This is a genomic window from Arthrobacter sp. TMP15 (assembly GCF_039529835.1).
In the GTDB taxonomy this organism is placed as follows: domain Bacteria; phylum Actinomycetota; class Actinomycetes; order Actinomycetales; family Micrococcaceae; genus Specibacter.
In genome coordinates, this window is record NZ_CP154262.1 from 3,001,042 (window position 1) to 3,020,092 (window position 19,051).

The 19,051-nt window shown below is 57.2% G+C and carries 16 protein-coding genes, 1 tRNA gene and 1 pseudogene; 4 read left to right on the top strand and 14 right to left on the bottom strand.

Features of this window, described 5'->3' with window-relative positions; genetic code table 11:
- Window positions 1-6: 6 nt before the first annotated feature.
- The 6 genes from AAFM46_RS13475 to galU all read right to left on the bottom strand — a co-directional run bounded on the left by AAFM46_RS13475 (window position 7) and on the right by galU (window position 5,440).
- A complete protein-coding gene (locus tag AAFM46_RS13475) occupies window positions 7-1,728 on the bottom strand; it encodes an AarF/UbiB family protein (protein ID WP_283532234.1) in 1,722 nt (573 codons plus the stop codon).
- A gap of 5 nt (window positions 1,729-1,733) precedes the next feature.
- Window positions 1,734-2,276: a PadR family transcriptional regulator gene (locus AAFM46_RS13480; protein ID WP_283532233.1), complete on the bottom strand. Its 543-nt coding sequence runs from the start codon at window positions 2,274-2,276 to the stop codon at window positions 1,734-1,736.
- A 310-nt stretch (window positions 2,277-2,586) separates the two neighbouring features.
- Window positions 2,587-2,662 (bottom strand) — tRNA-Ala (locus tag AAFM46_RS13485).
- A gap of 169 nt (window positions 2,663-2,831) precedes the next feature.
- Window positions 2,832-3,668: a hypothetical protein gene (locus tag AAFM46_RS13490; protein ID WP_343318343.1), complete on the bottom strand. Its 837-nt coding sequence runs from the start codon at window positions 3,666-3,668 to the stop codon at window positions 2,832-2,834.
- 247 nt (window positions 3,669-3,915) lie between these two features.
- Complete coding sequence (locus AAFM46_RS13495; RefSeq protein WP_283532231.1) at window positions 3,916-4,533, bottom strand: GNAT family protein; 618 nt, start codon at window positions 4,531-4,533, stop codon at window positions 3,916-3,918.
- 4 nt (window positions 4,534-4,537) lie between these two features.
- Window positions 4,538-5,440: a UTP--glucose-1-phosphate uridylyltransferase GalU gene (gene galU, locus AAFM46_RS13500; RefSeq protein ID WP_343318345.1), complete on the bottom strand. Its 903-nt coding sequence runs from the start codon at window positions 5,438-5,440 to the stop codon at window positions 4,538-4,540.
- Window positions 5,441-5,541: 101 nt separating this feature from the next.
- Here galU and AAFM46_RS13505 point away from each other — a divergent pair, with 101 nt between their 5' ends.
- Both AAFM46_RS13505 and AAFM46_RS13510 read left to right on the top strand, forming a co-directional pair.
- Entirely contained in the window at window positions 5,542-6,159 is a 618-nt protein-coding gene (locus AAFM46_RS13505; RefSeq protein WP_343318347.1) for a 5-formyltetrahydrofolate cyclo-ligase, read from the top strand.
- A 154-nt stretch (window positions 6,160-6,313) separates the two neighbouring features.
- Window positions 6,314-6,475 (top strand): annotated as a pseudogene (locus AAFM46_RS13510) (FmdB family zinc ribbon protein); the annotation flags it as partial.
- Window positions 6,476-6,489: 14 nt separating this feature from the next.
- Here AAFM46_RS13510 and AAFM46_RS13515 read toward each other — a convergent pair.
- The gene (locus AAFM46_RS13515; RefSeq protein ID WP_343320487.1) at window positions 6,490-6,723 is read right to left on the bottom strand and encodes a hypothetical protein; all 234 of its coding nucleotides are present in this window, start codon (window positions 6,721-6,723) and stop codon (window positions 6,490-6,492) included.
- A gap of 297 nt (window positions 6,724-7,020) precedes the next feature.
- Between AAFM46_RS13515 and AAFM46_RS13520 the strand changes: the two genes are divergently transcribed.
- On the top strand, window positions 7,021-7,695 hold the full coding sequence (locus AAFM46_RS13520) for a flagellar biosynthesis protein FlgA (protein WP_343318349.1): 675 nt from the start codon (window positions 7,021-7,023) through the stop codon (window positions 7,693-7,695).
- Between the two features lie 48 nt (window positions 7,696-7,743).
- Here the strand turns inward: AAFM46_RS13520 and AAFM46_RS13525 are convergent, their stop codons facing one another.
- The 7 genes from AAFM46_RS13525 to AAFM46_RS13555 form a co-directional block, all read right to left on the bottom strand.
- Window positions 7,744-8,256 (bottom strand): hypothetical protein, encoded by a 513-nt coding sequence (locus AAFM46_RS13525; protein WP_343318351.1) that lies wholly within the window; start codon window positions 8,254-8,256, stop codon window positions 7,744-7,746.
- 8 nt (window positions 8,257-8,264) lie between these two features.
- The gene (locus tag AAFM46_RS13530) at window positions 8,265-12,392 is read right to left on the bottom strand and encodes an AAA family ATPase (RefSeq protein WP_343318352.1); all 4,128 of its coding nucleotides are present in this window, start codon (window positions 12,390-12,392) and stop codon (window positions 8,265-8,267) included.
- Between the two features lie 112 nt (window positions 12,393-12,504).
- Window positions 12,505-14,094 (bottom strand): glutamine-hydrolyzing GMP synthase, encoded by a 1,590-nt coding sequence (gene guaA / locus AAFM46_RS13535; protein WP_343318354.1) that lies wholly within the window; start codon window positions 14,092-14,094, stop codon window positions 12,505-12,507.
- A 102-nt stretch (window positions 14,095-14,196) separates the two neighbouring features.
- Window positions 14,197-14,616, bottom strand: coding sequence for a DUF3817 domain-containing protein (locus AAFM46_RS13540; RefSeq protein ID WP_283532261.1), 420 nt, complete (start codon window positions 14,614-14,616; stop codon window positions 14,197-14,199).
- A gap of 230 nt (window positions 14,617-14,846) precedes the next feature.
- Window positions 14,847-15,707, bottom strand: coding sequence for an SURF1 family protein (locus tag AAFM46_RS13545; RefSeq protein WP_343318356.1), 861 nt, complete (start codon window positions 15,705-15,707; stop codon window positions 14,847-14,849).
- Window positions 15,708-15,940: 233 nt separating this feature from the next.
- Complete coding sequence (locus tag AAFM46_RS13550; RefSeq protein ID WP_283532222.1) at window positions 15,941-16,432, bottom strand: PTS sugar transporter subunit IIA; 492 nt, start codon at window positions 16,430-16,432, stop codon at window positions 15,941-15,943.
- A gap of 159 nt (window positions 16,433-16,591) precedes the next feature.
- Window positions 16,592-17,716, bottom strand: coding sequence for a GuaB3 family IMP dehydrogenase-related protein (locus AAFM46_RS13555; protein WP_283532220.1), 1,125 nt, complete (start codon window positions 17,714-17,716; stop codon window positions 16,592-16,594).
- Window positions 17,717-18,361: 645 nt separating this feature from the next.
- On the opposite strand from AAFM46_RS13555, the gene AAFM46_RS13560 reads away from it, so the two are divergent.
- Window positions 18,362-18,979 carry a hypothetical protein gene (locus AAFM46_RS13560; protein ID WP_343318358.1) on the top strand — a complete coding sequence of 206 codons (618 nt, stop codon included), beginning with the start codon at window positions 18,362-18,364 and terminating at the stop codon, window positions 18,977-18,979.
- Window positions 18,980-19,051: the final 72 nt, after the last annotated feature.

A 19,051-nucleotide genomic window follows, 5' to 3' on the forward strand; every position in this document is an offset into this window, starting at 1 on the left:
TCTCACCTAATGTCGACGACCCACCCACAAGCCGTGCAGTAACGGCAGTACCGAGACGATCATCAACACATTGCCGAACACCATATCTCCGCCTCGCACAACAGCGCCCGCTATGAGAACGGCACCAAATATGGCCACCGATACTGCCCTGCGTGCCGTGCGGTTAAGCTGCGCTACCTGCCGCTCCAAACGCGGAGTTGAGACTGACAACGAGCCCTCTTCGACTTGGGTAATTAGCCCATCCAGCCGTTTCGGTAGTCGCAGAGCCACCCCTGCGACGTCGAGCGCCTGCTTTGCAACATCCTGAACAATATTCCCGCGTTCATCTCGCAGCAACTGCGCAGCGTAGGGCTCAACCGAATCCCACAAATTAAACTTCGCGTCCAAGGAACTGCATACACCAGAGGTCAGTGACATGGCGCGGATAATCAATAGGAAATTTTCCGGCAGTTGGAATGGCAGCGAACGGACCACATCACCAAACTCCTCAGCGAAATCGAGGAACTCGCGAGGGTCTACCTCTCGCAGCTCGGCAAAGCCCATGCCGCCAAATCGGGCGAACAGGTGCGTCATAGCCCGTTCGAGCTCGAGGGTGTCGGCCGAAGGGACCAACACACCCACGTCGCTAATGGCATTCACCAAACCTTTGCCATCACGGGAAGCCGCCGCTATTAGCAACTTCCGCAGACCGCTGCGAGTGCTGGGTGGGACTTCCCCCATCATGCCGAAGTCAATGAATGTCAGCTTCCATGGCCGCTCCGCGGAAGTCCTTTCGGTGGCCTCGGTATTTGGCGTGACAAAGATATTTCCGGGGTGTGGATCGGCATGGAAGAAACCATTGGTAAACATCTGGTCAAACATGACCGAAGCAAAAACAGGAGCAACGTCCACCGGGTCTATCCCCGCTGCAAGAAGAGCTGCGGAATCCGTAATCTTGATTGCCGTGACATCTTCTAAGGTCAGCACTCGCCGGGAAGAGCGTTCCCAGACAACCTCGGGCACCAGCACCCGGTCATCATCGCTGAAGTCCGCGGCAAAGCGTTCTGAGCTGGCAGCCTCATGCAGGTAGTCGATCTCCTCCATACTGGTCGCCGCGAACTCCTCGACAAGCGCTGGCATGTCCACACGATCTGAAACGATCCGCACATGGCTAAGCCAGCCACCTACTTTGCGCAAAGCAGCCAGATCCACGTCCACAATCTTGTCAATACCGGGACGCTGGACCTTTAGCACCACCGCATGCAGGCCTGAGTCGGCAGCACCGCTGGCAAGAAGTTGCGCGCGGTGAACTTGACCTAGGGAGGCCGCGGCAACGGGCGTCTCATCGACCCATGCGAACACCTGGTCCAACCGCGCGCCCAGCTCCGTCTCGGCAAGGGAACGGATCGCAGGGAAAGGCACCGGCGGCACTTCGTCTTGCAGGCCCTCAAGTTCAGCTGTGATCTCGGGTGGAAGCACATCGAGTCTGGAAGACATGAACTGCCCTACCTTGATCATCAACCCGCCAAGGTCAACCGCAAGCACATGGAAACGTTGGGCGAAGCGGGTCATTCTTTTCGCTCTGCTGCGTTCAGCAACCTTGGTCAAGCCAACGCGTGGTAAAAATAACTCAAACCACCACGTCACCGCCAGATGCCACGCCGAAAAACGCAGAATGCGGCGATACCGTGAGCGAGCCTCCTTGGCCCCAGGAACAGAATCGGCCCGACCTTGAGGAACCGATGCCACCCGTGTCAATCTTGGGCGAGGATCGAGTACAGCCGGCGACGTGCTTCGTTGAGCACAGTGACAGCTTCGGCGACTTGCTCAGCAGATCCCGTGCGTCCCACTTGAGTGGCAGCCTGAGCAAGCTCAACCCCTGCTTTAGGTAATGCGGCAAACCCGCCACCAGGCGCCGCCCCCGTCGCGTTCCACGGGTCGGAAGAATCCGAGCCGGCTGCTTCTTCCCGACCTGCCTCAGTCAGTGAGTAGATCTTGCGACCGTTTGATTCCTCAGCACTGATGAAACCCTCATCGGCCAGTAACTGCAGCGTTGGGTAGACAGAGCCGGCGCTGGGCTTCCAACTCCCATTGCTCCGCTCTTCAATTTCACGGATGATCTGGTAACCGTGCATGGGACGTTCGGCAAGCAGTGAAAGCACAGCAGCACGAACCTCGCCGCGACCTGCACGTGTGCCTGAGCGCTTCTCAAACTTTGATCGCAGTTCCTCAACCGCCTGCCACATGCCATCAATGTTGCTGGGGCCAAAACCGCCGCCGGGGAATGAATTACGCATCATGGACTCCTTTATAAATCGTGAACGACATACAACGATAGAGTCAACGATATACCCCTGAAGTTGTAAACAACAATAGCTCTGGGCGTTATCTATCCTGTGTGTTCTCTGTGAAGTATTCGCTGTGACTGACGAGTACGACGGCGGCGCTAGTTCCCATTTGCAGGGTTCTGCGGTGGGGATGGCCGATGTATCGCTTGGCGAAGTTTTTGGCTGTGGCGCTCACGCAATCGCACGCAGACATAAGATGACTGCGTCAAAAAGACAAAAACCCTCTGACTCAGTATTTCAACGGGTCAGAGGGTCATTGTGGTGGAGCTAAGGAGATTCGAACTCCTGACCTCCTCGATGCGAACGAGGCGCGCTACCAACTGCGCCATAGCCCCGCGCAGGTGCTCATACTAGAATTTCACACTGTTTGCACCATTGCTTTTCTCACCCTAAACCTGTTGAGTCGGGTTTCACAAAAATGGGCAAGAAAGTTAGCTTTATCCGGAGAATTTAAGGGCAGTGGAGAACTTTTCGGGAAAACAGGTGAAATCTGTAGTCTAGAAATTACGCCCGACGTCGTTGCAGGACATCGTCCAAGTTATTCAACGCGTGGGTTCCACGCTCAGAAGCCGGCACAAATTTCTCCGTGCGGGAGGACTTGTCAGTCTTAGCGATCTCTGCATCTTGCCTATCATCCAGCGCATCCCCTTGAACGACAGTCACAACACCACCGTGTTCCCCTGCAATTCCAACCCCGGCTTGATCAGCCCGGATGGAAGTTCCAGCCGACTTTGGAACGTCAGGAAGCACAAGCGGCTTCTCTAGGCTCAGTGCTCGGTTCGCCGTTACATAGCCGGGAACAGGGACAGCCACGGGCTCCCACGTTTCAGCTTCCAGCTCGCCCTCAGCGAGAGTCTGGGTGTGCGCTAGTTTCGCGTCGGCAGTTCCCTTGGCCGCTACCCGCATTGCGGCGGCGCGCAGCTCTTCACTGGTAAGCGGCTTGGGCACCGGAGCCGGTGCAGCACCCTGGGCACCATCAAAGACCGACGTCTCTTTCTTTTCCACAGGGTTGCTGGACGATTCTTGCGCAGTGGCATTCGCCGTCGCACGTGCAGCCTGGCGTTCGGCACGGCGAACAGAGTGATCACGAACCGCCATGGCCCTGAGACCTACTACAACGGCAGCAAACACCAGTAGTGAAGTCCATCCCACACCGGGCGAGCCGAGATTAAACACACTCAACGCACCTGTTATGCCTGCCATCAGCAAAGCGATCAGGCCCACGAGAGCAATAAATGTCCTGTCCCAGCGAATCCGTAAAGTTCTCGCAGTCCCCTCGGGCGCAGCCGTTGAAGGTCCCGGCTCCACGTGGGTGTGGGCGTCGGAAGTAGTGCTTTCCATTGACGTCTCCTGCAACTCCTGGATTAGGTGGACTGGCAACTCGTGTCCGGCCACATTTCAACCCTAAACGGGAAACATGTCCGCACTGGCATTACTGCCGGTGTGTCGCGGGGTAAGGCTAAAAATCAGCCCCATTTTGTCGCCGTGAATTGTGTCCGACACTTGTTTCTGACAAGACGGGCTCAGAGCAACCGCAGTCTCTGACTACATTGCCTAAGTACATCGCAGGGCCCGCGAGTTGCTCGGACTACTGCCTCGCGCCCAGCCACCTGACGAGGATTCCTTCCGGAACCTCCTCAGAAGTGAGCGCGAAACTGCGATGATCCGCCCACTGTCCATTGATGTGCAAAAGCCTCGGGCGCAGACCCTCGTCCCGGAAACCCAATTTCTCCACCACCCGCAGACTGGCCGCGTTCTCGGGGCGGATATTGATTTCCATCCTGTGCAGGCCAAGCTGTTGAAAACAATGGTCCGTGGCCATGGCAACTGCCGTGGGGACAATGCCTCGCCCGGCCCTGCCTTGATCAACCCAATAGCCTAGGGTCGCCGACATCGCCGAGCCCCACATGATGGAGGAGACAGTGAGCTGCCCCACAATGGCTGGGCGTCGTTGGGACGGAATCCGTTCGGTAATGATAAACGGCAATGCGGCGGCTTCGCGGGCTTGCCGGTTCAGAACACGTACCATCCCCGAATAAGTTGGCAGCTCCCCCTGCCCACCGGGATTGCTCGCCTCCCACGGCTGGAGCCACGTTGAATTACGGTTTCGTACCCTGACCCACTCGGCCTTGTCGCCAAGTTTGATGGGGCGCAGTACCAAATCACCGCATTCCAAGGTCACCGGCCAGATGGCCTGCCCCCACACGTAACTAGCTCTTGAAATCGGCGGTGAACTCGCCGAGCCACTCGCGCAGGTCCGAGCCCAATTCCTCGTTTTCGCAACCCAGCGTCACGACTGCCTTGAGGTAGCTGAGCTTGTCGCCGGTGTCGTAACGCCTGCCACGGAACACAACCCCGTAGACACCGCCGCCTTCACCTTCCTGGGTGGCCAGGGTTTGCAGCGCATCGGTGAGCTGGATTTCATTGCCACGCCCCGGAGGGGTGTTTTCTAGGACGTTAAATACGGCCGGGTGCAGCACGTAGCGGCCAATGACGGCCAGGTTCGAGGGTGCTTCCTCTTTTGTGGGCTTTTCCACCAACTGGTTGACCCGGACGTAATTTTCGCCTTCAACCACTGTCATGTCAGCACAGCCGTAGGAGGAAATCTTGTCCATGGGGACCTCAATGAGGGCCACGACGGACCCACCTGTGCGCTCCTGGACTTCGATCATCGTCGCAAGCAGCTCGTCGCGCTCATCGATGAGGTCATCACCTAGCAACACGGCAAACGGTTCATCGCCTACATGGGTTTTGGCACGCAACACTGCATGTCCTAGCCCTTTGGGGTCTCCCTGACGAACGTAATGGATCTCTCCTAGATCAGTGGCATGTTGTACCGCTGCAAGGCGGTCCATATCCCCTTTTTCCTCCAAAAGAAGTTCCGTCACGGGAACCCTATCGAAGTGGTCTTCCAGAGCGCGTTTATTGCGGCCAGTAATCATCAAAACGTCGGTCAGGCCCGCGCTGACAGCTTCCTGAACCACATACTGAATGGCAGGTTTATCAACCACGGGGAGCATTTCTTTGGGCATTGCTTTGGTTGCGGGCAAGAATCTTGTTCCCAAACCAGCCGCGGGAATAACGGCCTTACGTACATGCTTTGCAGAAGTCATGCCCCTAGGTTATCTGAAAGAGTCCCAAAAACACGGATAATGTCCCTATAGCTAGTTGCTCTCTCTACTGAACTAAAGTCAACTCAACCGATTGGACACGTGTGAGCGCACTCGATAAGTCTGTTTGGCGTTCCAGGCTGCGTGCTCAGCGCAAGGAAGTCCATCGCGCTTCTCTTGCGCTGCTGGGAGCAGATCTGGCGTATTCCGGACTCAGCTGGCTGGAATCGCTTGGCCTCCAGCCACGTTCCGGCTCCGCCGTATGTGCCTATATCTCCATGGGTGATGAGCCACCCACCGAAGCACTTTTGGGAGCCCTAACGAATGCTGGTTACAGCGTGTACGTGCCTGTTTGCGAACCCGGGCACCTGCTCAGTTGGGTCCTTTGGTTTGCCGACGTGCAGATGGCACGAAGCCGCTTCGCTCCCGTCATGGAGCCTGTAGGACCTCGAAATCACTTTAGCGAATTGGATTACATTCAGGCGATCTTCGTTCCTGCGCTCGCCGTTGACCGTTCAGGTGTCCGCCTAGGCCAGGGAGGCGGCTACTATGACAGGTTCCTGGCGACAGCCGCTGCCATTCCCGTAGCCGCCGTGGTCTATGCACCCGAAGTTCTTGCCTCCGGCCGCCTCCCCTCCGATGTTTTGGACGCCCCCGTAGACTATTCGCTGACCCCTGTTGGCTACCAACACATGGGAACCGGGACAATTCAGCCGCAATGAAACAGCACGGCTGCACATGGTGGGCTATACCAGGGTAGCTAAAGGAGAATGGCATGTGAGGGATCTCCGCGCCTTGTTCTCTTCCGATGGTAGAATTAGCAGTTGGGACCATGGACTGCCAGCCACGCGACTGGTGATAGCAGGGTCCCAACGCATGTATCCAGGAGGAAAATCAGTGCCCACGTACGCTTACGCCTGCAAAGATTGCGGCCACGCCTTTGATATACAGCAGTCATTCACCGATGACTCTTTGACTGTCTGCCCGGAATGTCGCGGAAATCTTCGGAAGAAATTCAATTCAGTGGGTGTTGTTTTCAAGGGATCCGGTTTTTACCGCACCGATTCACGCTCCAACGCCAGCTCGGTTCCAGCTGCCGCATCCGGCTCGACTAATTCCGAATCAGCAAATTCAGCATCCGGTGGCACTTCCTCCCCCAAGTCCTCAGATGCCAGCAGCTCAGGTGGTGCGGCCAAGGCAAGTGCAGGATCTGGCAGCTCTGAAAACTCTGGCTCTGGCAGTGCGGCCAAGAAGAATTCGGGCCAAAAAAACGCCTCAGCAGCCAACGCATCCAGCTAGTACTTTTAATACAGTTAGTACTTTTAATTCCTGGCGCCCTTTTCATCCTGCGAACTAGTCTTGTTGACCCAGCTATTCCTCCACAGACCCGGCCGGTTAGAAAGTCCTCCACTGATAAGTGTTCGCCCCTGTTAGTGGAGCGGTTGTGGGCCTAGCGTTGGGCCATGAAGTCATCACGCTATCCGCCCAACCCGCCTGTTTATGCAGGACCTCTTTGGCGTTCCCATTCGTGGTCAGGACGCGGTTCCCCTCTATCAATCCGGCATAGGTTTCTGCGGTTACTAATGCGTCATCGACGACTTTTCGCAGCCCTGCTCCTCTGCGTAGCAGCGGCCCTGGCCGTCCAACAACTCACCCCTTCGAGCCCTGTTACCACCACAGTATTCACAGCATCCCACGACATTCCGGCAGGACACATTCTGGCTAGTGGGGATCTGCTGGCCACCAAGGTAAGCCCCCGCATGGTGCCCGACGGCGCTCTGCATCCCGAGGTTGCCACGAGTGGATCGGCTACCACTGGCTCACTCGCCACTGGCACGGAGTCCAACACAACGTCCAGCTTGTGGCAGGGAAGGCAGGTCTCTGGGCCCGTTCGCCGTGGCGAAGTTATTACCGATGCCTCCCTACTGGGAAGTGGGTTGCTGATCGGTGCACCTGCGGGGAGCCAGGCGGTGCCACTGCGATTAAGTGATCCCTCTACCTTGGCACTGTTGCGTCAGGGGCAGCTTGTCACTGTGATCCTTAGTAGCAGCCAAGGCATGGATGGACCTGTACACAATGAAGTATTGGCAGAGAGTATCCCCGTTTTGTGGACTCCGGAACTGGTGCAGAGCAGTGCAGGATTACTACCAGCCCACGAAAATGAGGGACTCGTCGTGGTGGCAGCGTCAGCAGAGCAGTCTGTTCGCTTGGTGGACGCCGTCAACCGTGGAAAGATTTTCCTCATCTTGCTGAATTGAAGAACTCATGCCGGTCTACCCTGCAGCAGTCCGATTGTCTTCTTGCACTTAGCTCCGTGCAGCCTTGGCAACTGCAAAGTACTTATTCGCTTCAGGCAGATAACACAGTCCTACTGCCAAACCGCCCAAAATAATCTGAGCCACAGTTGTCAGCCCCTGAGGCATCGTGAACCCGACTAGTTGCGTCAACGTTAGAACCGCCAGCACCCCAGCGGCAACTCTGGCCCAAGTCCGGCCTTTCCGCAGAAAAAATGCAAACAACACGTACGCGCTAACAGTTGCAATGCCAGCCAAAACCACTGTTATCACCCCCATGTTTCGGGTGGCTTCCAAACTGGGTACAGCACCGCTCATGGCATCTATCTGTGCCTGAATCGCCACTAGACGTTCGGGTGAGGCCGCGTACATTACTGCCATCACTGAGGCGATGATCTGAACCGCGGCAGCGGCAAGCAACAATCGGGCAGCCGTCACTACAAGATGTGGTGCAGCCGGTTTGGACGCCCCAGCACTCTTCTCAATGAATGCACCCAAACCGGGAATTTTCGGAGGATTAGTCAATGCAGTTCCTAGCCCCAGTGCGGAGGCTTATTCTCACGCAGCCACGCGTCATGACCGCGTCCGTTGGAGGAGTCACCCCACGTATGATCGGCGTCGCTCGGAGCTACCTTGGGCAACAACTTGGAGTCTTCTGCTGATTCCGGCGCTGGGTTGTCGCTCGTCTTATCAGCTGCTGTATCTTCAGACCCGCTCACTGTTGGCACACTCTTTTCACTATTTTTTGTATCGTCTACTTTATTTGCACGCACCAGCTCCTCCGCCGCTACGTCAGCTGAAGCTACATTGGTGCGTCGCCGTGAACGAGACGAATCAACCGTGCCGGTTGTGGGGGAATCAGAGGGTGTGCCAAATAAAGAAGCTAGTTCGGCATCGCCACTGGTCGTGGCCAGGTTCAGGTGCCGGCCAATCTGATCAGCACAACTTGATGGATCGGTAAATACCTCAATGGTCCACAACGGTACGTAGCGCCAGCCCAAACGTTCCAGCATTTGTGGGCGCAGCCGGCTCCGCTCACGTACAGTCATGTTCTGGTACTTAGCCGTGCCATCCGATTCAACTGCGACAGGTACCGGAATTTCGTGGTCCTCAAGGCCAAGAAGTTGAACGGGGTCCGGGGCCGCCGCCATATCCAGAACACCGTCGTAGTGATGCCACACTCTTGCTCCACGGGCGCGAAGCCTGTCGGCCAGATCCGCCACGAGCGGGTCCTCGCCTGTGACACGTTCACTATCAAGGGCACGTGTTGCCGGTGTTCCCAGCAACGAATTCCCGGCAAGTTCACGGTCAAGTAGCTCAAAGAAATCAATGGCACCAAAACTTAGCCGATTCTCATCTAAGTCCTCAGGACGGAAGCACGTGACTATATGTATATGGGTGCGGGCGCGCGTCATAGCCAGGGCGAATTTCGCACGACCGTCAGGTTCAGACAAGGGCCCAAAGCCATGCAGCGCACGGCCATGTGGCGTCCGTCCAAAGCCAAGGGAGAAAATAACTCTATCCCTGACAAGACCGGCGGCACGGTCAACAGTAACAACGCGGAACGACTCAGCACCCGAGGCAAAGAATTCAGCGAGCAGCGGATGGTTGGCCATTTGAAGCCGGATGGCTTGAGCAACTCGAACGGCATGCCGCTCACTGGCTGTGATGATGGCCAACGACTCGCGAGGACGAACCCTGGCGTGTTCAAACACCAAGTCAACAACACGGTTAACTTCGGCAACCACTGATTCAACCCCGCCGTCGCCAGCGCCGGGCAAGCCCTTGCCGTCCGGGAGATAGTCAACTGTGATTGCGCGTTCAAGTCCTGTCACGGCCCGGCCGTCGGGAAGCCGTTCCAACTGTGAATCGTAGAATCCGGTACTGAGCTGACGCACCAAGTCTTCATCAACGGCTCGGTAAGAAACTGTCAAACGATGTCGCGAAAGGACCCTGGACAGCGCACCAAACACACTTTCCAACGGATGTTGCTCGGCACTACGGGCCCCCGGAGTTCCGACAGCAACGCTGAAGCTCTTGGGGCACGCTGTCTGTTCGTCGCCAAAGGCAATGACCTGATCCGCCCGGGCCAGGGCTGGGAGGGCCGATTGCAAAGACGTGGATTCTGCATCAAGGATGACCACGGCATCGAAACGGTAGTGGGCCGGAATGGCCGAAGACACCACGAGTGGGCTCAGGGCAAAAACGGGTGCCAGATTACGTAACAGGTCAGGTGTCTGGGTGCTCAGTCCGGCAAGGGAGACCCTCCCATCCTTTAGCACATTGCGCAGCATTTCACCCTGCCGGTTGCGACCGGCAAGCATCGCCTTCCACTGCTTGGCCAGGCGCCAACGGATCCTGCCGGGACCGGAAGCAACATGCGTTTGGTCAGCCAAGCGGAACTCAGCCTCCAAGCGGCGCAGATTTTCGCCGTCGGACATGGCAAGGTACTCATCCCCGCTAATCATGGCTTCCAACGCCGACTGCCACCACGCAAGTTCAAGCTCTGAACTGGTCTGCTCAGACGGCACCTCACGGCGGGCCAGGTCATCAAGTAGTTCGCCAAGACCTTGTTCCCGCATACCCTCAAGCAGAAGCGTGCGCTCAGGCAGCGTCTCCAGTGATTCCCGAGAAGCCACCAGCGCTTCCAAACGGCCAACGAGCTCCCGCGCATTGAAATTCAGCAGGTCCCCGCCATCGACCGTACGGTCCAAAACAGCGCCCAGAGCCACCAACTTCTCGCGCAAGCTCTTGTAAGTGCGGCTCAACTCAGCCAGCCCCGAGGGCACTGTGGGGTGACGCTTGCTAGTTGCAGCCTCCGCCCACAGCATGCTTTGTTCGTTGACAAGCATCAAGGATGCGTGGAGATCTGCGATATGCACACCGGGACGGACTAAATCTTTAGCGTTGCGACGGAACCGTGCACGCTGCAAGGCAGGCATATCGATGCCACGCTCCCGGCGCCAAGCAGCGGTAGCCGTGGCAGCGATCATTTCATCCGTTGACCAGTCAAAAATATCGGCGTTGAACTTATCCAGGCTTTCCCGAATCGCGACCAGCATGTCCAGCTGCCGACCCCACTGGGCAAAAGAACTACCCTGCCGAATTTGGCCAAATTCAGCCACCTCCCGCATCTTCACGGCAAAGCCGGGCACCTGATCGTACAGTTGCTCAGCCAGCGAATAAGCCGACTCGGTTTCCTTGCGTGTCACCATTCGGGCGCCATGCCATGCACTACTGACGGCAACCTGGCTAAACGCACCGAGCTCAGCGGTCCGTCGCAGACGCCCAGTGAGCTCCTTGCGATCACGGATGCTATCCAAGACGCTGCGTTTGAGGCGCACTGTTGTGGATGGCGCGGGGTGGATCGAGGTCAGTTCGGCCAATGACTGCATAGCTTGGTAAGGCGAGCATCCCCATCGTTCGCGCACATTGTGCAGGCTGGCTACATGATCAACCAGTTGGTGGCGATGATCGACGAGAGTTTCATGCAAGCTGTCCAAGGTGGGTTCAACAGCTTTTTCATTTCGGGTGATGGCCCGGATCAACTGCGACTTGATTTGCTGGGGCCCCGTCTGTGCGCTGAGCTGCAACAGAAGCGAGTCAAGATCGTGATTGCTGAGAATCTGAGCAAATTCATTTAACGTCCCGCGACGTTCACCCACCACCAGAACGCTTTTGCCGTCATGGACTAGTTGGGCGACGGCATTGATTGCTGTCTGTGTCTGTCCGGTCCCTGGAGGGGTCGAAACAAGGACTGACTCGCCACTGCGAACCATATCCAGGACGTATTGTTGCTGTGGATCAGCGTCCAGGACCAACAGTTCATCTTCAGGGTGGCGATCATCCAGCGGAGCAAAGCGTTCAAAGTCGGGCTCGAGCTCAACGGGTAGAACGTCATCGCCGCTATGACTCTGGAGCAACTCAAGCAGTTCGCTACCGGCCATCAGTGCTGGGTCGTTCAAATTATCTGCCAGGAATGCGAAGGTGGAAACCACCAGTTCGTGTTCCACAACTGCCCCGTTGATGGGGGCCAGTAGTGTACGCACGCGATCCAGGACGGGGGCCGGATCGAAGCGTGCCGTGCTGTATGCCAGCCGCCCTAAAGCTGCGGTATCAAGGTGGATGTTTGCCTTCTGAGCCAAGTGTTTCGCCAGTGCGGGGTTCACCTGTGCCTGCTCCATTAGCTGGAGTTCATAGTCATCTTGACCAGGGCGGACGGTCAGTGCGACGGCGGCGAGCAGGACAGGTGCGCAGACGTCACCGCTGTTTTCACCACCGACAACAGACCAGCGCGCCATACCGGCACCCAAATATCCGACGTCGATTCCGCGATCGGTGCTCAGCTCAAAGATCTTCGCGCGAAGGGCAGCGGCAGCCTTCTTTGCGGCCGCATAATGTTCGGGTTCGCGAATCAAGGTGGAGAGCCGGGTTTTACGGCCGGCCAGAAGCTGGGCCAGGCCAGACGGGTGGGCGTGTGTGAGACCAATGCTGCCGTGCTCGGTTTTTACGAAGGCAAGGGCTGTATCCGCGCCTGAATAAGAATCCAATCCAGCAAGCCAGGTTTGGAGTTCCAATGAACTCTCATTGGGGCCTGCAACATCGGACACGGGTGCCTTCTTCTCTGCACTTGAGCGAAACGGTCTTGACCATACTGACATGTATTTCAGGCTATCGCTCTCAGCCCTTCAATGCTCGTTCGGCACACTGGAGGACACCAAATTTCCCTATTTCCACAGGTAATGGCGTCCACCAGTGTCCCAAAAGTGGGAACTACTCCCACTCAATAGTTCCCGGTGGTTTGGAGGTGACATCCAGAACCACGCGGTTTACCCCATCCACTTCATTAGTGATCCGGTTGGAAATTTTTGCCAGCAAGTCGTACGGCAGGCGTGACCAATCCGCGGTCATAGCGTCTTCTGAGGACACCGGGCGCAACACGATAGGGTGACCGTAGGTGCGCCCATCTCCCATCACACCAACGCTGCGGACATCGGCAAGCAGCACCACAGGCATCTGCCACACTTCATTGTCCAAGCCAGCTGCCGTGAGCTCGGCTCGGGCAATGGCGTCCGCGTTTCGGAGCAGTTCAAGACGTTCGCCGGTAATTTCGCCCACGATGCGAATACCCAGGCCGGGACCGGGGAACGGCTGGCGGCCCACAATCTCAGGTGGCAGACCCAACTCGGCACCAACCGCACGTACCTCGTCCTTGAACAAGGCCCGCAGCGGCTCAACAAGTTCAAAGCGTAGATCTTCGGGTAGTCCGCCTACGTTGTGGTGGCTCTTGATGTTGGCTGCGCCTTCACCACCGCCAGACTCAACAACGTCCGGGTACAAGGTTCCTTGAACCAAGAACTTGATCTCTTCACCTTCCAAGGCAGCCTCAGCCATGATGGCCCGCTCCGCCTCTTCGAAGGCGCGAATGAACTCGCGACCAATGATCTTCCGCTTTGTTTCAGGATCAGAGACGCCAGCGAGGGCGTTCAGGAACCGGTCCTGCTCGTTGGCTACGTAGAGTTTGGCTCCGGTTGAGGCAACAAAGTCCAACTCAACTTGCTCAGCTTCACCTTGACGAAGCAGGCCGTGGTTGACGAACACGCAGGTCAACTGATCGCCAACTGCACGCTGCACCAAGGCAGCGGCCACTGCTGAGTCAACGCCGCCGGAGAGTCCACACAACACTTTGGCGTCGCCGATCTGCTCGCGGATGCGGTCAATCTGCTCGTCCAAGATGCTGGTGGCGGTCCAGTTCTTCTCAAGTTTGGCACCATTGAACAAGAAATTTTCCAACACCTGTTGGCCAAATTCGGAGTGCTTGACCTCGGGGTGCCATTGCACGCCAAAGAGGCACTTTTCCTCATTGGCGAAGGCGGCAACAGGTGCGCCGGGAGAAGATGCCAGAACATCAAAGCCTGCCGGAGCCTCATGGACGCTATCCCCGTGGCTCATCCAAGTGGTTTGTTCCGCCCCTGTTGAGCTAAGGATGGAGCGGCTTTCACCCAAGAGTTGTACTTGGGTTGATCCGTATTCGCGTTGACCGGTCTGGGCTACGGTGCCGCCCAAAGCGGCCGCCATGGCTTGGAAGCCGTAGCAAATGCCGAGTACCGGGATACCAGCTTCAAAAAGGTCGACACCAATGCTGGGTGCGCCTTCGGCGTAGACACTAGAGGGTCCACCGGAAAGGATAATGGCAGCTGGGTTTTTGGCAAGCAACTGCGCGGTTGTATAGGTATGTGGCACGATTTCCGAGTACACGTTTGCCTCACGCACACGGCGCGCAATCAACTGGGCGTACTGGGCACCGTAGTCCACAACCAGGACGGGCTTCTGGGAAGTCTGAGGCGTAGCGGGATTAGTCACGGTTCAATCTTAACCTACGCCGCAGCCAACCAGTCCCGGTACCGCATTTTCAGTGACCAGCTACTCAAAAATGAACCACAAAAGTGCCCTAGGAGTTCAGGGTTAGTAACGCTTCCCGGCCTTGGGGTTGGCTGCCACTTCGGCCAGCACTTCCTTGTGAACCCTGCCCTCAACAATGAATGAGAGGAAGGGCACCACGCCACCAAGAGCGATGAGGACGAGTTTCCCGAACGGCCAGCGCATCAGCGTCCACAGACGGAAATCGGCAATCAGGTACACCACGTACATCCAGCCGTGAATGATCAAGACCATCGTTGAGAGGTTTACACCGCCGGTGACGGCCATCAGGCCACCGTCAATATTGACGAGTCCTAGTCCGTGAGAAGCCCCCGCAGTATCCGTACCGCCGGCCACAAGCACACTCTGGAAGCCGTAGCGCAACACCAATTCAACAACGAGCAAAAGCAGCATGGTCCCCGTGGCGTATGCAAGGACTTTATAGAATTTTAATGCACTGAGAATCTGTGCTGGCGTTCCCCCGAAGCGACGCTTTGGTGCTGTTTTAGCCGGTTGCGATGCGCCTCCCTGTACAGCCGGGCTTGCTGCTTTCTTTGCCGGCTCGGTATTAGTGGGTTCGGTGCTGGATTCGGTGTTCTTAGGCTCGGTCACTGTGCCGGCTCTCCTTCAATCTGTGCTTGGTTGCTGACTGTAACAAAACCAGTCGGTGCATGTCTTCAGTCGGTGCAAAAAACTCAGTGCGTGTGCGGTGCTACTGACGGTTGCTGGCCGTCACTTCCATCATCGTCACTAGCGTCTTCATCTTCATCGTTGATATCAAAAAGTTCGTCTTGGTCACGGCGATAATCGTCTGCCACCAGGCGCCACCATAGGAAAACGGCAAAGCCCGCAAACAATACCCATTCAATCGCGTAGAAGATGTTCAGCCAATTGACCTTGTTGTTTTGATCCGTGGCGGTGACGGTAATGGGAACTAGGGCCGCGCCTTGAGCTTTCGCGCCTACGTCTTTGCCCTCAATAGTCTCACTGTGGGAAACTATGAACGCGGAATAGGTACTCACTGACCAAATATTCGTCAGTTCAGCAGAGGACAGAGTTTTCACTTGACCGGTCGGCAGGTCCTTGGCCAATTCTGGACCTTCCGAGTTCAGCAATCTGCCTTCAAGGGCAACAGTTCCCAGTGGTGCACTTGGCACATTGTCAGGAGAAACAACCCATCCTCGGGCTACCGGAATGACGATTTCCTTGGTAGCTGCAACTCCGCTTAGTGCCGGTGCACCCTCGACTTTAAAGGCAGTAACCACCCAGTATCCAACGTTGTCATCCTGCAGGCGTGAGGGAACCAATACCTGCTTGCTCGGATCAAATTCACCCGTGGCCGTGACAACTTGTCCTTCAGCGGTGCCCATCATGGGCGCCCCGGGAGACAACGTGTCAAGTAATGGCTGGATCTGTTCTGTCACAGAGGGCGGAGCAACATCCTTTTCCAGCGAACGCGAGAGCTGCCACTGACTCAAAAGCACGAAGGCGGCGGCCACGGCAAGCGCGAACACGAGCGCTGCTATCCATTTGGGCTTAACGGCAGTTTTCAACACAGCTCAACGGTACTTCGTCACGCTGTAGAACAACGAATGCAGTTGAAGAACATGATCAGGTGGGCCCACGCGCCCGAGGGACCCGGCACGAGCTTGCGAGTGTTGGGAGGGCGTGGGTGGGCCCACGCGCCCGAGGGACCCGACACGAGCTTGCGAGTGTTGGGAGGGCGTGGGTGGGCCCACGCGCCCGAGGGACCCGACACGAGCTTGCGAGTGTTGGGAGGGCGTGGGGACTAGTGGTCGAAAAACACCAGAGTTGAGTTGATCAACTCTGAAATAACTTCGGCATCGTGGGCTCTGCGCAGCGACTCCCGGAAGTTCTCTTTAAACAAAGAGCGGGCCAAGGTGGCCAGCACTTCAAGGTGTGCAGAGAATGAGCTGTCGGGAGTGGCAATGAGCAAGATCACTGATGCTGGCCCGTCCACAGCACCAAAATCCAAGCTGTGGTCAAACTTTGTGATGCCAACAGCGATGGATATCTCTTTAACATGCACGCTTCTGGCGTGCGGCAAGCCCACCCCGCCTGGCAGCCCTGTCGCCATCTGGTGTTCCCGGGCATTGACGTCCCGTAGAAAGCCATCCAGGTCTGAGACCCTGCCTTGCTCGAACAGCTTGGCAGCCAACTGCGCGGCCGCGTCCTCTTTGGAATCCGCCACCATTTCCAGAATTACCAAACCAGGGTTGGTCAACTCTGTGTCATAGCGTTCCAGTGAACCCAATGTCATTAGTACCTTTCGGCTGTACTTAAAAATTTTCCCCTTCCACGAGTCTAGCCTCACGCGCTTGGACACTGTGAGTGCTTCTGACATGCACAACGCACACAAAGCGCCCCGGTCCACGAGGGACGGGGCGCTTTTGTAATAGTGGGTCAAGCATCGAAAGAACTAACGGGCAACGATGACCTCTACACGCTGGAATTCTTTCAAGTCAGAGTAACCGGTAGTGGCCATTGAACGGCGTAGAGCACCGATCAGGTTGGAGGCTCCATCTGCCTGGTGCGCCGGACCATACAGCACTTCTGCCAAGGTGCCCACGGTTCCCATGTTCACCCGGTGTCCGCGCGGCAATTCTTGGTGGTGGGCTTCGGCACCCCAGTGCCAGCCTTGACCGGGAGCCTCTGCTGCACGAGACAGTGCCGCGCCAAGCATTACTGCATCCGCACCCATGGCGATGGCTTTGACAATGTCACCGCTAGAGCCCATGCCGCCGTCGGCGATCACATGCACATAGCGACCGCCTGATTCATCCATGTAGTCACGACGGGCTGAAGCCACATCAGAAATGGCACTTGCCATCGGGGAACGAATTCCCAGCGCACGGCTGGTGGTCGTGGAGGCACCGCCTCCGAAGCCAACCAACACACCCGCTGCGCCAGTGCGCATCAGGTGCAGCGCCGGGGTGTAACCAGCAGCTCCACCGACAATGACGGGAACATCAAGCTCGTAAATGAATTGCTTAAGGTTCAACGGCTCAGTAGTTTTCGAGACGTGCTCTGCCGAGACCGTAGTTCCGCGGATCACGAAGATGTCTACGCCCGCGGCGATGACAGTCTTGTAAAATTCTTGCGTGCGCTGCGGCGTCAGCGATCCGGCTACTGTCACACCAGCGGCACGAATTTCCGCTAGCCGGGCTGTGATCAGCTCAGCTTGAATCGGGGCACTGTAGATCTGTTGCAAGCGCACGGTTGTTTCAGGATCCATCACAGAAGCCTGAAGCATCGCGATTTCATCAAGCAGTGGCTGCGGATCCTCGTACCGGGTCCACAAGCCTTCCAAGTCCAGAACGCCGAGCCCGCCCAACTTCCCAAGGGCTATGGCAGTCTCCGGGGACATGACTGAGTCCATCGGCGCGCCAAGCACCGGCACATCGAATTGGTAGGCATCAATCTGCCACTTCACTGACACGTCTTGTGGGTCGCGGGTACGCCGGGAAGGCACAATCGCAATCTCGTCCAACGAATACGCGCGGCGTCCGCGCTTACCAAGGCCAATCTCAATCTCATAAGTCACGCCACCTAGCCTATCGCAGCGAGGGCCAGAGCCATTAAAGGGCACTTCACGCGAAGTTCATTGGGCGATGCCAGTGGCTCCTGCCGGACATTGATTCCAACTCTATGGCGGGTGTCCTATCCAAAGTCACGCCAAGCTCCAGTGTCCGGACCATTGCGGTAAAATCGCCTCGCTCAAACGCACCCGCTTCCAGTTATGGCAGGAGCATGTGAAGCATGTCTGGAATCAAGAGAGAACTCTCCACGTCACCAAAAATTCGCAACCATTCAGGTTCGACGGCGTGGCTGCGCTGACGCACGCAAGCTGCCCACCGCCGTCGTCCATCAAACACTACCCACCCGCACTCGCCAACACGGGCACATCCGTGAAGGCCATGTCACCCTCGCTTCGCTCGGACGGGGCCCCTCGGCCGCTACCGCTTGCACCCTCCCCAACCCTCGCTTCGCTCGGACGGGGCCCCTCGGCCGCTACCGCTTGCACCCTCCCCAACCCTCGCTTCGCTCGGACGGGGCCCCTCGGCCGCTACCGCTTGCACCCTCCCCAACCCTCGCTTCGCTCGGACGGGGCCCCTCGGCCGCTACCGCTTGCACCCTCCCCAACCCTCGCTTCGCTCGGACGGGGCCCCTCGGCCGCTACGCTTAGTCCATGACTGACACGGAACTTCGTATGACCGATCATGAGCTTCTTACCCTGTTGTCCATGACCCCCACTGAATCGGCTGCCGTCACGCTGGGTCTGCTCCGGCTCGACCAGCACGGGGACAATGAACTACTCCATAATGCTGGCCTGACAACATTGTTGGTGCGCGGGTTGGCCGAGCAACAGGCCGAGAAAATTGTTCCCATTGAGAAAGCGGCTGTTGTTGGCACAGTGCTCTCCCAAGCTCAGGAGTGGTTGGAGATCTCGCTGACCACCCCAACCAGCAACCATGTACTTTTCGCCGTGGGTTCCAATGTTGGAGCCGTTCTGCTGAGCATCGGTCCGCATGGTGTGCATGAGATTCAGCCCATCGAATCCGGCCCGGCCATGCTTGAGCTTGGGCTGCATCTAGGCAATGAGTACCTCACGGGCGCTGCCGAAGGTCTGCCCGCAACAGCAGTAGTTCGGCGCTTACGCGTAGATGCCGAGCCCCTTGTAGCCCAGCTGACCGCAAACGAGTCCGGTGATTGGATGCTACGCAGCGGATCAGAGTCAGAATTCACCGAGAACAGCTACCCGGCGAGCGAAGCCATGTCCCAGTTCAAGGCAGCACTGGAAGCTTAAACCAATCACCAGTAAAAGCGGCTAACAGCTAACAGCTAAGCCGTTGCGTTTTAGCCGTTGAGGTTGGAGGTG

Bases quoted from the DNA above. Each gene is read 5' to 3' on its own strand.
- galU (WP_343318345.1), bottom strand. From the start codon at position 5,440: ATGACTTCTGCAAAGCATGTACGTAAGGCCGTTATTCCCGCGGCTGGT.
- AAFM46_RS13550 (WP_283532222.1), bottom strand. From the start codon at position 16,432: ATGACATTGGGTTCACTGGAACGCTATGACACAGAGTTGACCAACCCT.
- AAFM46_RS13530 (WP_343318352.1), bottom strand. From the start codon at position 12,392: ATGTCAGTATGGTCAAGACCGTTTCGCTCAAGTGCAGAGAAGAAGGCA.
- AAFM46_RS13480 (WP_283532233.1), bottom strand. From the start codon at position 2,276: ATGCGTAATTCATTCCCCGGCGGCGGTTTTGGCCCCAGCAACATTGAT.
- AAFM46_RS13560 (WP_343318358.1), top strand. From the start codon at position 18,362: ATGACTGACACGGAACTTCGTATGACCGATCATGAGCTTCTTACCCTG.
- AAFM46_RS13490 (WP_343318343.1), bottom strand. From the start codon at position 3,668: ATGGAAAGCACTACTTCCGACGCCCACACCCACGTGGAGCCGGGACCT.
- AAFM46_RS13520 (WP_343318349.1), top strand. From the start codon at position 7,021: ATGCGTCATCGACGACTTTTCGCAGCCCTGCTCCTCTGCGTAGCAGCG.